Source organism: Halanaerobium kushneri (assembly GCF_900156285.1).
Lineage (GTDB): Bacteria > Bacillota > Halanaerobiia > Halanaerobiales > Halanaerobiaceae > Halanaerobium > Halanaerobium kushneri.
In genome coordinates, this window is sequence record NZ_FTNC01000018.1 from 1 (window position 1) to 15,263 (window position 15,263).

General features: G+C 35.4%; 14 protein-coding genes and 1 riboswitch. Of the genes, 4 read left to right on the forward strand and 10 right to left on the reverse strand.

The window, feature by feature from the left end; translation table 11 throughout:
- Nucleotides 1–236: 236 nt before the first annotated feature.
- Nucleotides 237–947 (reverse strand): FadR/GntR family transcriptional regulator, encoded by a 711-nt coding sequence (locus BW929_RS11085; protein WP_076545560.1) that lies wholly within the window; start codon nt 945–947, stop codon nt 237–239.
- A gap of 18 nt (nt 948–965) precedes the next feature.
- The gene (locus BW929_RS11090; RefSeq protein ID WP_076545561.1) at nt 966–1,784 is read right to left on the reverse strand and encodes an MBL fold metallo-hydrolase; all 819 of its coding nucleotides are present in this window, start codon (nt 1,782–1,784) and stop codon (nt 966–968) included.
- Nucleotides 1,785–1,934: 150 nt separating this feature from the next.
- Here BW929_RS11090 and BW929_RS11095 point away from each other — a divergent pair, with 150 nt between their 5' ends.
- Both BW929_RS11095 and BW929_RS11100 read left to right on the forward strand, forming a co-directional pair.
- Complete coding sequence (locus tag BW929_RS11095; RefSeq protein ID WP_076545562.1) at nt 1,935–3,050, forward strand: MBL fold metallo-hydrolase; 1,116 nt, start codon at nt 1,935–1,937, stop codon at nt 3,048–3,050.
- Nucleotides 3,051–3,100: 50 nt separating this feature from the next.
- Nucleotides 3,101–3,319, forward strand: a complete 219-nt coding sequence (locus tag BW929_RS11100) for a DUF3006 domain-containing protein (RefSeq protein WP_076545563.1) — start codon at nt 3,101–3,103, stop codon at nt 3,317–3,319.
- 73 nt (nt 3,320–3,392) lie between these two features.
- Here the strand turns inward: BW929_RS11100 and BW929_RS11105 are convergent, their stop codons facing one another.
- Both BW929_RS11105 and BW929_RS11110 read right to left on the reverse strand, forming a co-directional pair.
- A complete protein-coding gene (locus BW929_RS11105; protein WP_076545564.1) occupies nt 3,393–3,905 on the reverse strand; it encodes a hypothetical protein in 513 nt (170 codons plus the stop codon).
- An 11-nt stretch (nt 3,906–3,916) separates the two neighbouring features.
- A riboswitch (cyclic di-GMP riboswitch) is annotated at nt 3,917–3,992 on the reverse strand.
- A gap of 164 nt (nt 3,993–4,156) precedes the next feature.
- Entirely contained in the window at nt 4,157–5,518 is a 1,362-nt protein-coding gene (locus tag BW929_RS11110) for an alkaline phosphatase (protein ID WP_076545565.1), read from the reverse strand.
- A gap of 308 nt (nt 5,519–5,826) precedes the next feature.
- On the opposite strand from BW929_RS11110, the gene BW929_RS11115 reads away from it, so the two are divergent.
- Nucleotides 5,827–6,402 carry a hypothetical protein gene (locus tag BW929_RS11115; RefSeq protein WP_076545566.1) on the forward strand — a complete coding sequence of 192 codons (576 nt, stop codon included), beginning with the start codon at nt 5,827–5,829 and terminating at the stop codon, nt 6,400–6,402.
- Between the two features lie 168 nt (nt 6,403–6,570).
- On the opposite strand, the gene BW929_RS11120 is transcribed toward BW929_RS11115, so the two are convergent.
- The gene (locus BW929_RS11120) at nt 6,571–7,398 is read right to left on the reverse strand and encodes an aldo/keto reductase (protein WP_076545567.1); all 828 of its coding nucleotides are present in this window, start codon (nt 7,396–7,398) and stop codon (nt 6,571–6,573) included.
- Between the two features lie 271 nt (nt 7,399–7,669).
- Between BW929_RS11120 and BW929_RS11125 the strand changes: the two genes are divergently transcribed.
- Nucleotides 7,670–9,367 (forward strand): S8 family peptidase, encoded by a 1,698-nt coding sequence (locus tag BW929_RS11125; protein WP_159437162.1) that lies wholly within the window; start codon nt 7,670–7,672, stop codon nt 9,365–9,367.
- A 34-nt stretch (nt 9,368–9,401) separates the two neighbouring features.
- On the opposite strand, the gene rihC is transcribed toward BW929_RS11125, so the two are convergent.
- The 5 genes from rihC to mntA all read right to left on the reverse strand — a co-directional run bounded on the left by rihC (nt 9,402) and on the right by mntA (nt 15,227).
- A complete protein-coding gene (rihC, locus tag BW929_RS11130) occupies nt 9,402–10,316 on the reverse strand; it encodes a ribonucleoside hydrolase RihC (RefSeq protein ID WP_084566188.1) in 915 nt (304 codons plus the stop codon).
- Between the two features lie 67 nt (nt 10,317–10,383).
- The gene (locus BW929_RS11135; RefSeq protein ID WP_084566189.1) at nt 10,384–11,145 is read right to left on the reverse strand and encodes a nitroreductase family protein; all 762 of its coding nucleotides are present in this window, start codon (nt 11,143–11,145) and stop codon (nt 10,384–10,386) included.
- Between the two features lie 21 nt (nt 11,146–11,166).
- Nucleotides 11,167–14,490 carry an SNF2-related protein gene (locus BW929_RS11140; protein ID WP_234978099.1) on the reverse strand — a complete coding sequence of 1,108 codons (3,324 nt, stop codon included), beginning with the start codon at nt 14,488–14,490 and terminating at the stop codon, nt 11,167–11,169.
- Complete coding sequence (gene hepT, locus BW929_RS11145; RefSeq protein ID WP_076545571.1) at nt 14,411–14,842, reverse strand: type VII toxin-antitoxin system HepT family RNase toxin; 432 nt, start codon at nt 14,840–14,842, stop codon at nt 14,411–14,413. Before hepT ends, BW929_RS11140 begins: the two co-directional genes overlap by 80 nt.
- Nucleotides 14,835–15,227, reverse strand: coding sequence for a type VII toxin-antitoxin system MntA family adenylyltransferase antitoxin (mntA, locus tag BW929_RS11150; RefSeq protein ID WP_076545572.1), 393 nt, complete (start codon nt 15,225–15,227; stop codon nt 14,835–14,837). The genes hepT and mntA overlap by 8 nt, the downstream gene beginning before the upstream one ends.
- Nucleotides 15,228–15,263 lie beyond the last annotated feature (36 nt).

Sequence of the window (15,263 nt, forward strand, 5' to 3'; positions counted from 1 at the left end):
GGAAGATGTTTAATCTTAAACTCTTCCCAGTGATCATTCAATATTGTTTTAACTTTAATACGTTTTCCTCTTTGTTTTGGGCTCATAATATTTTTATCCTTCTACAAAGTTATCCACATTCCTGCAAAAGCATAATTTCCTATATAATCAAAAAATCCGCCTTTACAGGCGAATTTTTAAGAAATATTCTATTTTAAATAATTTCAAATATATTTCTGGCTTAATCCATTCCCTTTTTATCCTTCAATTTCCTTATTTATCAATTTTTCTACATAATCTAAATGATTTTTCATTTCAACAGCAGCCTGCTCAGAATTATGTTCTTTTAAAGCTTTAAAGATTTTTTGATGCTGTACAGCAAAGTCGGCCATTGTTTCTTCTTTTGAAACCAGCTTTGTTCTGGTATTTTTAATATGAAAATCCATTGCCTCCGAAATTGAGCGCATAAAAAATAATAATACTTTATTACCGCTGGCCCTGGCGATGGTATAATGGAACATCTTATCTGCTTTTATGCTTTCTTCCTCATAACCTGAACTGGAGAGAAGATCCTCAATATAGGACTGCATTTCTTTAATCTCAGCTTCAGTTGCCCGTTCTGCCGCCAACTTAACACAGTCAATCTCCAGTACCCTTCTTAATTCCAGCAGTTCTTCGGCAACATTATCATTTAAAAGTAAGATAAGAGAAAGCGGATTAAAAATATCTTCATCAAAACTGTCTCGAATGAATGTACCTTCTCCCGGACGACTTTCGATCAAACCAATCATTTCCAGAGCACTAAAAGCCTCCCTGATTGAAGCTCTGCTGACTCCAAGCTGTTTTTTTAACTCCCGCTCTGAGGGGAGTTTATCTCCTCTCTGAAGTTCCCCTTCATAAATCATCTGCCTGATCTGTTCAATAACCTGTTCGTAAACTTTATTATTTTTGATCTGTTTAAATTCCATTATCTTGCCTCCAGAAAATTAAAATTCAAATCTATCACCAACTGAAACCAGCCTGACTCTGTCTCCAAATGCTCCTTTAAATTTTACAGCTGCCACACGCCCAGTACAGTGCATTGGTGCCAGCAGCTCAAAATTAATTTCTTCAAAATAGTCAATTAAATCTTCCAACTCTTTGCTGGTAGCACGTTTAAGGTGCATTCCACCTAAAATTGCAGCAATTTTTCTATCTCCAACTTCAGCTTTAATTTCATTAATTATATTTTTTACCCCTTTATGGCTGCAGCCCAGCAGAATCACAATTCCACTCTCAGTCTCGATATATAAAGAAGTGTCATCATTAAAATGGTCAATAATTTCTTTGCCCTCTTTTTTAACTATGTATCTGGGGTTAATATATGTTTCCCGACGAGCCGGAATTTCACCTGTATTGTAAATTCCCGCTGCTGCAGTAATTGCAGTCTCAGCTGCCTCAAAGTTATTAATTTCAGATTTTTTAAGCTCTGTCCCGATAAATTCGAGCCCTCTTTCAGTATTTTTATATTTTGGCAGAAAAATCTCACTGTGAGCAAATACCCTGATTTCAGGATTAATCTGCAGCAGTTTTTTTAAGCCCCCTGTATGATCATCATGACCGTGACTTAAAAAGACTGTATCAATACTTGCTAGATCTATCCCCAACTTTTCTGCATTTGAAAATAAAACCTCTCCCTGGCCCGTATCAAAAAGATATTTCTGTCCCTTATACTTAAAATAAAAGGAAAGTCCATGTTCAGCCAGTAGCTTTCTTTTTTCAACATTATTTTCTGCTAGAATAATAATTTCTAATTTTTGGCTCACTTTTATCCCCTCAATTTAAACTATAAAATTTACTTATTATAAGTATACATTGCTTATCCAGCTTTTTCAATTGAGAAAAAAGGATTATTAGTTAAAATCTAGAAATTATAAATTAGTTAAATTAATATTTTACAGAGAAAGGATACGGATATGCTTAATTTTAATCTTAGCAAAAAGAAAACAATTCTGCTGTTTTTAATTATATTATTTTGTATATTATTCACTCTTAATACCACAGCTCAAAATTTAAAAATTCATTTTATTGATGTAGGTCAGGGAGATTCAATTTTAATTGAAGAAGCAGGAGGACAGAATATACTGATTGATGGTGGTGACCGGACAGATAGTATAACTGCCAGGATTATTAGCTATCTAAAGGAACAGAAAGTTAAAAAACTGGATTATATTATTAGTACCCATCCCCATGCTGATCATATAGGGGGGCTGGTTGATATAATTAACAGCTTTGAAGTGAAAACTGTACTGGACAGCGGTAAAATACATACATCTCAAACTTATGAGAACTATCTGCTCAAAATCGATCAGGAGAATATTAATTTTAAAACACCCCGACGTGGGGATCAATTTGAAATTGGTGAAAGTAAAATTACATTTCTTCATCCTGAGGAATCATTAGAGAATTATAGTTTAAATAATTCCTCGCTGGTCTTTGTACTTGAATATGATACCCAGAAATTCTTATTTACTGGAGATATAGAAAAAAAAGTTGAAAATAAACTGCTGTCTGAATATCCTGAACTTCAGGTGAATTTGATCAAGGTACCTCATCATGGAAGTAAAACTTCCGGTTTAAAAAGCTGGATTAACAGTTTAGAACCTGAACTGGCAGTTATTCAGGTAGGGGCTGATAATCATTATGATCATCCAGCAGCAGAGATTGTGGAACTTTATCAAAAATTAGGAGCCCGGGTTTACAGAAACGACTTAAATGGTAATATTGTAGTTACAGCTGATGGAAACAATTATACAGTCAAAGTTGATCAAATTACTGATCTAAAAAATAGCAAAACTTATTCCGAAACTAAATCAGCTGCTGCTGAGAAATATAACAGTTTAATTAATATTAATACAGCCAGCGAAACTAGTTTAGACAGGCTCTGGGGTATTGGACCGGCAACAGCCGCAAAGATAATCAGTTATCGAGAAAAGAATGGCTATTTTAAAAAAATTGAAGAAATTAAAGAAGTCGATGGTATTGGTGAAGAAAAATTTAAACACTGGCAGAACAAAATTACTGTAAATTAAAATTTACAGGTAAAAGATAGCAAATTAAAAAATAAAGAAAGGATGATTTGATGAAGGTAACTGTTGATAAAATTGAAGCAGAAAAAGCAAGATTATTGATTCGCCCGGAAGAAAAGTTAGACTTTTATCTTCCCTTAAGTGAGCTACCAGAAGGAACTGAGGAAGGAAGTATTTTAAATATTGAATTTGAACTCAACAAAAATGAAAAAAAGGCTGCCCAAAAAAGAGTAGGCAACCTTTTAAACAAACTGAAAAACAAAAATAATTGATTTAATATAATACCTCCAGGTAGAAAGTCTAACTAAAAGAACTATCTACCTGAAGGTATTTTGATTACTTATTTTAGTATAAAACAGGAGTAATACTGTGTCTTAAATCAAGTTCCAAATTATTAACTGAAGCTCTATAATCAGGATCTAAAATAAACTTTAAATCAAAACTTATCTGTCTGACACCTTTTTCTCCTCTAAATTTAGCTGTGGTTGAATTCAATTTTTGCCACTCAAAATCACTTTGATCAGCTTTTTTTATCATAACAGTGGTATTTAAATTTCTATTATTTAACCGGAGATACCAATCAGCATTACTTAGAATTTCAATACTTAATCCATCTTCGATAATGATTTCTCTACTTCCACTGTAATTTGCCATCAAAAAAGTATAGTCGATATCAGCTTTATCAACTACTTCTACTCTCTGAAAAACCGGAATCCTGGCTTCAGTCTGAACACTTCGTTCAATTAAATTCTTCTTTTTAGCAGCAGCTTCAACATAATCAGTAGTAAGAAAAAAATTCAGAAATAAAATCATAAACATTAAACTAATTCCACTTATCACTCGAAATTTAAGCTTCATTTTATCCTCCTTTTAGCAGCCGGCTATCTCAAATTGAGATCCTCAGCTTTGTGTCCTTACCTCACGATAAGTTTACCTTTATTAAAAAGAGTTTCTAACTCTTTATTAACCTTAATTATATCAAGATTAGTAAATTTTTGTCAAGTTATAATTTCTGACAGCAATTTTATATAGTTATAAAATTTAAAAGTGGCAGATTAGAATCTGCCACTTTTGAGTAAAACTATTATTTTATAGATTATCTATTTATTTTACGGACGCATTGCTTCAAATAGTACTTTGGAGAATTCAGTATTTTGGATAACTCCATTGAAGCCTTCAGTCTCAGGTCCAAAAGCGAAAATTGGAACTGAATTAAGAGTATGTCCACCAGTATCAGATTTTGCCCGTACATCTGCAGCAACTACGCCAACATTATTTTTTTTAGCAATAATTGATCCAATTTGCCAGCCTACTTTATATTGATAATAAAGTGAACCATCATCTTCATTTACAATATTACTATTAAACTCTCTAGCTTCTCTTTCAGTTAATTCAAGATTAGCATATTCTTTAAATACGCGCTGAATACTATCAATTGTATATGCATTTCCAGATTCAGTTTCAACTAATTTACCGGCCATATATTCCGGAGAAACTTCAATATTCATTAGAGCTTCTTTATTAATAGGTTCAGTTACAGAAAATCCTAAAGTTTCATGGTCTGCAACAACAACCACCATTGTATTCCCATTTTCTCTGGCCCAGTCAACAGCATATTTTATGCTTGCATCAAAATCAAGAGTTTCTGCTACAACTCCCGGTACATCTGCTGCATGAGCTGCATGGTCAATTCTTGCTCCTTCTGCCATCAAGAAAAATCCATCTTCATCTTCAGAAAGAACATCAATCGCTTTTGTAGTCATTTCTAAAAGACTTGGTTCTTTTGAATCTAGATCATCACGATCCTTGATATAATTCATATAAGAATCATTAAACAGGCCAACCACTTTACCATTCATTGGCATTACTCTTTTTAATTGTTCCTTATCTGTTACATACTGATAACCCATTTTTTTAGCCTTTGCTATTAAATCTTCGCCGGCTTCTTCTTTCATAAAATCTTCTCGTCCACCACCAAGAACAACGTCTACATCGTTATCTAAAATCTGTTTTGCAATTTCTCCCCCCATACCGCGATCTTTAACAGAGGCAGCAAAAGTAGCTGGAGTAGCATCTGTAACCATATTGGTACTTATAATCCCTGTCGCTTTGTTTCTTACTTCAGCAAAATCCAATACAGAATCCAACTCTGCTCCATTTTTATTCATAGCCACAGCACCATTGTATACTTTATTACCTGTAGCCATCGCTGTACCAGCGGCAGCAGAATCAGTAACCCCTTCTGTAGAACTGGTCATCATAAGACCAACATTGGGCATCTTCATCATTTCAAGTTTATAATCCTTGTCTCCAGCCATATATCTAGTCATGTCCATCTGGCCGATTCCCATACCATCACCAATCATTAAAATGATATTCTTTACCTCAGCCTGAGCCGCTGCAGTAAAAACAAGAGAAAAAATCAGAAATAATGAAGCTACCACCATTAATCTTTTTGACTTTTTAAGCATAAATCTTAACTCCTCCTTTAAAAATTTTAGTTTGTCAGACGACTGATGTCTGTCTATTATATTTTATTCAATACAAATATTAAAAATCCTTCTTTATTTTCAGATTTTTTCATTTATTCTGATTAAATATTCTTTTTGAATATTTTTTTGTGGGAAAAATTTAATTTTTCTGATAATAATTCAAATTTAATCTTGTGAAACTATTGACAAGTAATAACTTAAGTGCTATAATTTTTATTGTGATATATATAACATAACAATTTATATTTTCACATCTTATATCTAAAAATTTATTAGGGGGTAAAAAAATGAAAAAAAGTTTAGTTATCTCAATGATTCTGGTTTTAGTCTTAGCATTCTCAGGAATGGCTTTTGCTACAGCCCACACTCTTGATGTTGTTGGTGGAGGAGAAAAGCAGGAAATCTCTACCGGCAGGACAATTGATGATTACGTAAATTCTTTATTAGAATTAGCTGATGCTGATGAAGCTGGGGATATCTTCTATCCAGAAAGAAATGAAGTTAAGTACCCATTTGTACCTCTTTACAAAGAGGGAGAACTTATTGGTTATGGTAGCTGGGTAAATACAATTATCTATTCTCATCCAGAAGATTTTATTGCTGTAATTGGTATGGCAAATAATTCTAAGACTGAAGAAAGCATGGCAGTAATCAAAAAATGGAAACCTCTTGATGCAAATGACCATCATCCAGAAATGAAGCAGGAAGAGTTTTTAAGCAGATATTATGGTTTAAGTCTTAAAAGTTCATTTGATCCAGAAGTAGACATAATTTCTGGTTCTACTATTTCATGTCACACATTCTACTTTGAAATGAAAAATATGCTGCTTGTTTTTGAAAACTTTGGTCCTGAAGCAGAATAAATTTTAATTAACTTAACTAGCCCACTTTTCAATAAAGTGGGCTTTTTCTAAGAATATATTTCACTCCATAGTAAAATTCTTTTCAATAAAAAAAGATATTAGAGAGCAGCAAAAACCGCCCATCTAATATCCAATCTAAAACAATATTTAAGCTCTTATTTAAAATATTTAGGAGCTAATTCCATAGGTTTCATCATCAAGAGTGATCATGTAAACTCTTTTCTCTGTATCAATATTATCAATTTTTGCCATATCATCTGCTTTGAGTTCCCAATCAAAGAGCTCTAAGTTTTCAGCAATGTGAGCTTTACTTTTTGATTTAGGAAGTGGTACAATTCCCTTCTGCAGTTCCCATTTTAGGACAATCTGAGCAGGTGATTTATCATATTTATCAGCAAGCTCTAAAATTGTCTCATCTTTTAATACCTCAGTTCTGGCAAGTGGTGCAGATGCTTCAAGAATAACGTCATTTTGATCACATACTTCAAGCAGTTCTTTTTGATACAACCAGGGATGAAATTCAACCTGATTGACAGTAATTGGTACCTGAGTAATCTTTAAAGCAACTTTTAATTGATAAACCGAAAAATTACTGACTCCAATATTTTTAACCAGACCTTCATCAGATAAATACTTCATTGCCTGCAGAGTTTCTCTTAAAGAGATAGCAGGATTTGGCCAGTGAATTAAATAAAGGTCCAGATAGTCAGTTCCTAATTTTTTTAGAGATCTTTTACAGGCCTTAATAACACTTTCATAATTTAAATTAGATGGTAAAACTTTTGAAGTAATAAATAACTCATCTCGGTCATAATTTTTTAACACTTCACCAATTCCAGCTTCATTATGGTAGCCCTCAGCAGTATCAATGTGATTATAACCTTCCTTAAGAGCAATTTCAACTTTTTCTCCCACATTTTCTTCTGCAATATCCCAGGTTCCATAAGCAATTACTGGAATCTCATCACCTGTCTTCAATTTGCGTGTTGGAATCATCTTTATTCCTCCTTTAAATTTCTTGTCTTTTTAAAACTAATCCACGTCCTTAAATTTTCAAAAATTTTCTTTCCTATTATATTATATTAAAGATAGTAAACCGATTTCCTTGTTTGGTTTTTAATTTTTTTATATTAATCATTTGATTTAATCTATGTTATAATTAGTCTAGCTAATACTGAAAGGAGGAACTGCTATCAAAAAACCACTGATTTTTCTATTAATTATCCTGGTTATCTTTATTACCTCCTTTTTTCTAAAAGATAAGTTATTGAGCAGCAATTCGGTTAAAATATTTATTTTGGATTCTGAAGTTGAAAAAGAATTTCTCAATAGTCCTGCTCTTAAAATTCAGCCAAATAGCTCTCACGGAAGCAAGGTAGCAGCCATCATCCGCAGTCAGAGTCGGGTCGAAATCAGATCTTTTTCGGCAGAAAATATTATCAAACGAATTGATAAAAACAGTTATTTAAATGCTCTAAATAAGATTTATAATTACACCAGACTGCATCCAGAAGAAAAAATTGTGGTCAATATCAGTCTCGGTTTTGAAGAGAGTGAGTTTCAGACAGAAATCATTAAGCAAATAACGGCTCTTAATAATATTGCTCTGATTGCAGCTGCCGGAAATGATAATAGACAAAAGCTCAGTTATCCTGCTCTTTTTAATAAAGTTACTGCAGTTGCTGCCCTGGAGAATAACAAAAAAATGATGGGTTCAAATTATGGTAGCAAAGTTGATTTTTCGGCTCCTGGGGTTATCGAAATCACTCAGAGAGATTATCTTCCTGCTTTAAATTACAGCCGTACTTATAAAATTAGTGGGACTTCTTTTGCTGCTCCTCAACTTACTGCTCTGCTGGCTAATCTTTTAAGCCTAAGGCCGGAGCTTAGCATTGAAGCCGGTCTAAAAATAATTGAAGATACTGCTGCTGAAATTAATGATCCCCTCTTTGTGGAGGAAAAACTTGGAGCCGGCAAAATTAATAGCTTTAAAGCTTTAAGCCAGGCCAGCGGCCTCTATCTCTTGCTGCAGTTAAGTATCTACTTTTCTTTATTCCTTGCCACCCTGTTATTTTTCTATCTCTGCTGGCAGAAATATGGTCTGAGCGGAGTTTTCATCTTTTTAATTTGCTCAACCCTGGCCTATTTACTCCAGCCCCTACTGCTGCTTTTCTACTATCAGTTTGGGCTTTTAAAAATTATTATCTTTCTGGCAGTGCTAGTTCTGCTGTATTATCTCCTGCTCAAATCAATTTCTTTTTACATTAAGCAGAGTCATAACTTTTCTTTAATTATAAAACTGGCACCTTATTTAAATCAAAATTTACAAAAACAGGTGAGAGCTGGATTAAACAGACTTCTCAAGCAGGAAAATCATGAGCAGACTTTAGAATTTGAAGCAATGATTAAGAATCATTTGAGACACTGCAGCTCCAGTAAAAAATGCACCATTTATTTAAAGCTGGCAGCCCTGCTCAATCCAGTTCCGGTAGATTTGATTATTAAGAAAGCAGTTAGATTTAATCTCAATTCTAAATTAATAGCAGAAGAACTGGAAAAGCAAGAAAACTATAAAAAGCAAAAATCAATTATCAGTGCAGAGCTTTTAAAATTAATTATTGAAGCTCCTTATCCAGTCAAAAAGAAATCAGCAGTGGTGGCAGTTGATTTAGCTGAACCGACAGTTTTAGTTCCTCTAAAAAATCTGCTGCTTAAAAGAAATGAGCTGAATCTTAGTTCTGAAGCCCAGTATTTTCTGCTTGATATTCTGGGGACATTTGGTACTGAGGCTTCTGATCTGGCTGAGCTGCTGGAAGAAATAATATCAAAGAGCAGTGATCCCTGGCTTAAATATCATGCTCTTAATGCTTATACTAAAATTGCTGTTGATAGGGAAAGCTATCAGAAATTTATAGAAAAAATGAAGACAGAAGAAAAAGAGCCAGTGACTCTGGCTCTTGACTAATAATAAAATATCCAATTTTGACTTCTCTAAATATTTATTTTAACTTCGAAATCTCAGCAGTCACCCAGTCTCTAAATTTCTGCTGATCAATATCAACAGCCAGCTTAACATTCTTTTCTTCAGTATAGCGAGAATAAAGATCGGCAACAGTAGTACCTGCAGCCGGACCATCCAGAGCAACCTCCAGCTGAGTTTCTTGATAATCAAAAATCTCGGGTTCTAACAGATAGCAGATTGTACAGATATCATGCATCATTAAACCCGGACCATAAATATCTCCACCTCGATAGTGGCTAAAAAGTGAATGTAGCATCTCTCCGGCTTCTCCAAGTTCTTTGATTTTTTCAATATCAGCCTTACTCAAAAGAGCTCTGGTTGTAACCCGAAGTCCAAAAATAGTAACCGGCAGACCTGAGTTAATCACCATCTGTGCTGCATGGGGATCAACCTTAATATTAAATTCAGCTGCTGTATTGGTATTACCGCCAATTGTGGAACCGCCCATAATTACAATTTCCTCAATCTTGTCTTTGACCTCTGGATACATGCTGAGCAGTAAAGCAGCATTGGTCAGCGGACCAATTGTAATTAAGGTAACCTTATCCTTACTCTTTAAAATCATTTCCTTCATAGCAACTGCTGAGTGCTGAGGCAGAACATGACGTTCACTTGTAGGAAAATCATAGCCGTTCATCCCTGTTTCTCCATGAAATTGACTGGCATCCTCATATTCTCTCAGCAGAGGCAGAGAATTACCGCGGGCCAGAGGAGTATCTTTTTCAAAAAAATCTAAAATCTTTTTTGCATTTTCTGTTGTATAATCTAAATTAACATTTCCAGCAACTGTGCTTAACATTAAAACTTCAAGCTCAGGATTATTTAAGGCAATGCTCAATGCTGCCGCATCATCTATCCCCGGATCTGTGTCAATAATAATCTTTCTTTTCACTAAATCATCTCCTGTCAACTAATTCTATATTTTTTGCTAGCAGAATTTAATCTTATCAAAACTAAGTCTATATTTTAACTGTACCTAAATAATTATATCCCTCTACCAAAGCAGGATCATAGGAATACTTTTCAAATTTAAATTTATATCCATGCTCTTCGGCCGCCAGCCAGAGGTGAGATAATGTAATACCCATATCAATTCTATTCATTTTTTCATAAAAAAACTTTTTGATAAAATTGGGTTGATGTTGAAAAACATGAATTTGTTTCGCCCCTACTTTAAAATACCAGGGCTGACCATTTGTGGCCGAAGGAGCAAGTCTGGCCGCCTCTAGAAGATCATAGTAATCACTACCTGATTTTATTTCTGAAAGTGTTTTGCGCTCAAAATCTTCAATCGAATCTCTGTGATTATCTTCAGCAGCTCTACCAAAAACTAAAGTAATTACATATTCTAGATCGGAGTCTGCAATAATTTCTTTTTTTGGCTTGGCCATTCCAAACCAGCAGCTGCCAAGATTATTTGCTGCCAGATAAAGATCAAGCTGCTGCAGAATAAAGCCGGCATTTAAAAGGTAATCTCCCTTTTCTTCTGAAAAAAACTGCAGATAGTGGGGGGCCTTAATTGGAATCAAACTTTTAACCTGATCTGAATCGACAATTTGGGCTTCAAAGTTAATTTCTGAATCTAAAGCTTTTGCCTCATTTAAGAAATCCATAATAGACTGAAGTTGATCACCACTTAATTTATCCTGGTGGTACTTTCTAATTGATTTCCGCTTAAATATTGTCTGATAAAGTTCTTCTTTAGAAATAAGTTCTTCCATATTCTGCGCTCCTCATTATTTTTATTTGTAAGATAATAAGTCCTGAATATCTTCCCAGCTGATAGCTTTAATCGGATTGACATTATTTTCAATAACATTATCAAATAGGTCCTGTTTGCGCTGCTGCAGTTTTAACATCTTTTCTTCCACAGTTCCCCGGGTAATTAGCTTATAAACCATTACCCTGTTTTGCTGACCGAGGCGGTGAGCACGATCTGTTGCCTGTCTTTCGACCATCGGATTCCACCAGGGGTCAACATGGACCACCATATCGGCTGCCGTCAGATTTAAACCAACTCCTCCAGCCTTAAGACTGATTAAGAAAACATCGATTTCCGGGTCATTGTTGAATTCCTTTACCCGCTCCATTCTGTTTCTGGTTGATCCGTCAAGATAACGGTAGTTAATACCCTGCTGATCCAAATCATTTCTGATCAGCTTCAGCATTTTTACAAACTGGCTGAAAATAATCAGCTTGTGACCCCCACTTAAAGCATCACTGAGCAGTTCCCGCAGCGCCTCCAGTTTCCCGGAATTATGAGCTTTTCCTTCATCTCCCAGCACCAGTGATGGATGATTGCAGATCTGTCTTAGTTTTGTCAGAGCAGCCAGCACATTAATTCTGGACTGATTAAAACCTCTTTCAGCCACAGTCTGCTCCAGTTCTCCTCTAACTTCAGCAAGTACTGTCTGGTAACTGTCTTCCTGGAGCTGGGTCATACTGACAGGATGAACATTAATTATTTTTTCCGGCAGTTCTTTTAAAACCTCTTCTTTGCGTCGGCGCAGAATAAAGGGAGCAACTCTTTCTTTTAGCTCCTTTAACTTGTCTTTTTCATTATTTTTGCTGATCGGAGTTATAAATTCTTTTCTAAAATAGCTATAGTTGCCGAGATAACCGGGCATCAGATAGTCAAAAATCGACCAGAGCTCTTCAATTGAATTCTCCAGTGGAGTACCGGTCAGGGCCAGCCTTGCTTCTGCTTCAATATTTTTTACAGCTTTTGCCCTTTTAGTGCGGTGATTTTTGATATGCTGGGCCTCATCTAAAATTGAAATAGAAAAAACTTTTCCCTCAGCATTTAATTCCTCCACATCTCTGCTGATCGTCGAATAGGAAGAAATAATCAGATCGTAATCGCTGAAATTATCCCGCATCTTAACCCGCTCGGAGGGTGTTCCATAATAAACAAGGGTTTTTAAATCATCAAAAAATTTATCCGATTCTTCCTGCCAGTTATAAATTAAAGTCCGGGGACATAGCACCAGCGCTGGTTTTTCCGTCTTCAAACTTTTTAAGAGAGTCAGCATCTGCAGAGTTTTACCAAGTCCCATATCATCTGCCAGAATACCGCCGAAGCGATATTTGTGCAGAAAGCGGAGCCAGTTATAACCGTTTTTCTGATAGTCACGCAGTTTATCTTTGACTTCAGTCGGAATTTCTCTTTCTTTAACTACCTTGGTTCCGCTGATCTCAGCTTCCAGCTCATTAAAAACTCTATTTCCTTTAAATTGAATTCCGCTCTTTTCGACCAGATTTTTGTAATATAGAAGATTATGATAGGGGGCTCTGTAGCCTTCATCCCTGGCTTCAGCACCGCTCAGCATCTGCTCAACCTTTTCTTCTTCGGCTCCACTCTCTAAAATGAAATACTGATTATCAAGCTTGATATAAGCTTCTCCTTTTTTATTGTAGGAGATCAGCTGCTGCAGCTCCTGGCGGCTGTAAGTTTTGCCTCCTAAGTTATAGCTGATTGAAAAATCAAACCAGTTGATCCCCTCACTGTCATCAATCTCAACAATTGGCTCCAGTTTAACTTCCTTAATTTCAATCTGATCAAAACTCTGACTGCTATCCACCTGCCAGTCCTCAGGTAGATGAGTAATCCCATCAGTAATGAATTCCTGAATATCAGCATTGTCTTTGATAATAAAATGCTCAGGTCGAACCTTGAAATTATATTCATCCAGAAAACCGATCACCTCTGCCAGTGCTTTATTGTCTCGACCATACCAGAGCAGAGGATCATTATCATCTTTTTTATAAATATTTTTATCAGTATCCAGCCCCAAAAGCTCTGTGTTGCTGTATTCTTCACCTGCAAATTCAACTTCCAGCTCACAGCTGATCTGCTGACTTTTGTAATCCAGCTTTAATTTAATCTCCGGACTCTCCTTAATTAGTTCATATTGCTGCAGTTCTTCCGCAGTTTCCAGTTTTAGGTTTTTTTCCAGGGTCGGCATGATTTCAAATAAAAATTCTCCCTGCTTCTGAACCGGAATTAAATAACTTGTAGGCAGTTCAGAAAAATTATAGAAATCAACTTTATGAATTTTATTGCCAATCAGAGTCCAGCGGCACTGCTCCTCACTTCCCTGATAAATTGGAAAATCATTATCCTTAAGTTCAATTTTTATTTCTTCTAAATCACCGCTGAGCCTGAGCTCCGGCTGCAGGGTTTTTCCTTTTTTAATAATAACTCCATTTTCCTCCAGCTCCAATTTAAATTTCTGGCTCAAATCCAGCAGAAAGTCAAGGTTTTCTTCATTTTTATTTAAAAGTAGAGAACTGCCGCGTCCCTTGCTTTTGCACAAAGCCGACAGTTCTTCCAAAAGCTCAAGTTCCTCCCCGTAAAAATACTTCTGGAGCAGGCCATCTCGATAATAAGTATAACTGTAATCATCATTCAAAGAATTGACAACTTCCTCCAGCTCCTGCTGACTGAGGTAATTTGAATTAAAAATAAGCTTAAAATTTTTCAAATCCTGATTTAAAAATCCTTTAACACTGTAGTCGAGTTTGGGTACTTCAGTCTGATCATAATTTTTTGTTATCTCCAGTAGGTTATTAAAACTGCGGTCAGCAATCCGCTGTTCCACAATATCATAATCAGAATCGTCACTGGAAAATCTAAGTTCTGATATTTCATCTTCCTCAAACTGAGGCTCATAATTAACCTTGGCCGAACGAAAATCCTCTTCCATAAATTTGTTGAGTACAGCCACCTCATGTTTGCAGTATTCTTCCCAGTCATAGGGGCAGTCACAGCTACTTTCTACTTCAAGGCTGTCCTGATGCAGCCTGATTTCCGAATTCACCTTATAGCGTCTGGAACCGGAAACCTGAGCCGAAATCTGGTAAAGGTTGGGCTCCAGCTTATTGATTCTGTACTGCAGTACCCGGCCCTGATTGTAATAATTAATCCCGCGCCTATATATTTTATTTGAAACTAAATCTTTAATTATATCTTTATTGAGCATAAATTTATTTCTCGCTTTCTCTGCCTTCAGCTGCCATTTTTTGAAGCATCTTTTGAGAAAAGTCTTTAATTTCCTCAATTTCATTTTCTATTATTGCCTCCACAATTTTCAGGTTCAACTTCTGATATTCATGGACTGCAATATTTCTAAAACCAACCATAGCTTTTAATTTTTCTGCTTTCTTCTGACTGATTATCTTATTTTGAGCCAGTAGTTCAAAGGCCTCCCGACTATTTTGAGGTACTCCAAACTCCTTTTCTGCTACAATATGCATCGCAATATCAATTGCTGCTTCTGAGAGCCGCTGAATATTTAAAATTATCGAATCCTGTTTTGTATAGTTTTCAAGATTTTTAGGATCACCCTGATATTCCTCATTAATCCTTTCAAGACAGCGCTTAACTGTTTGAGTTTTATTAATCAAGATATCATCCATTCTCAGCACCTCTTTCTATCTTTTCGATAATTTCTTTTCTTTCTTCATTTAAACGAGCATATTTTTTTAAAGCCAGCATCTCAAATTCCTGCTGCTGTAATTTATCTTCAGCATATAGCAGCCTGCCCTGAATAATCTGAACCTTAAATACTGTAGAGGCCTTTTTTAGATCAATCAAATCAACCTCAATATTTAGTCTGGAAGCCAGTTTTTGAGCTGTTAAAAAGCGCTGATAATCATCTATCTCTCTGGAGCTTAAAAATGCCAGGTCCAGATCACTATCCGGACGCTCTTTCCCTTTTGCATACGAGCCAAAAAGATAGATCAATTCAGCCTTTAGCTCTTCTATTAATAATGATTTTATCACTTTGAAGTCAACTTTCATTTTTATGCCTCCAATTTAGGTCTATATTTTATTATA

Bases quoted from the DNA above. Each gene is read 5' to 3' on its own strand.
- BW929_RS11085 (WP_076545560.1), bottom strand. From the start codon at position 947: ATGGAATTTAAACAGATCAAAAATAATAAAGTTTACGAACAGGTTATT.
- BW929_RS11095 (WP_076545562.1), top strand. From the start codon at position 1,935: ATGCTTAATTTTAATCTTAGCAAAAAGAAAACAATTCTGCTGTTTTTA.
- BW929_RS11100 (WP_076545563.1), top strand. From the start codon at position 3,101: ATGAAGGTAACTGTTGATAAAATTGAAGCAGAAAAAGCAAGATTATTG.
- BW929_RS11105 (WP_076545564.1), bottom strand. From the start codon at position 3,905: ATGAAGCTTAAATTTCGAGTGATAAGTGGAATTAGTTTAATGTTTATG.
- BW929_RS11110 (WP_076545565.1), bottom strand. From the start codon at position 5,518: ATGCTTAAAAAGTCAAAAAGATTAATGGTGGTAGCTTCATTATTTCTG.
- BW929_RS11115 (WP_076545566.1), top strand. From the start codon at position 5,827: ATGAAAAAAAGTTTAGTTATCTCAATGATTCTGGTTTTAGTCTTAGCA.
- BW929_RS11120 (WP_076545567.1), bottom strand. From the start codon at position 7,398: ATGATTCCAACACGCAAATTGAAGACAGGTGATGAGATTCCAGTAATT.
- BW929_RS11135 (WP_084566189.1), bottom strand. From the start codon at position 11,145: ATGGAAGAACTTATTTCTAAAGAAGAACTTTATCAGACAATATTTAAG.
- BW929_RS11140 (WP_234978099.1), bottom strand. From the start codon at position 14,490: ATGAAATTGAGGAAATTAAAGACTTTTCTCAAAAGATGCTTCAAAAAA.
- hepT (WP_076545571.1), bottom strand. From the start codon at position 14,842: ATGGATGATATCTTGATTAATAAAACTCAAACAGTTAAGCGCTGTCTT.
- mntA (WP_076545572.1), bottom strand. From the start codon at position 15,227: ATGAAAGTTGACTTCAAAGTGATAAAATCATTATTAATAGAAGAGCTA.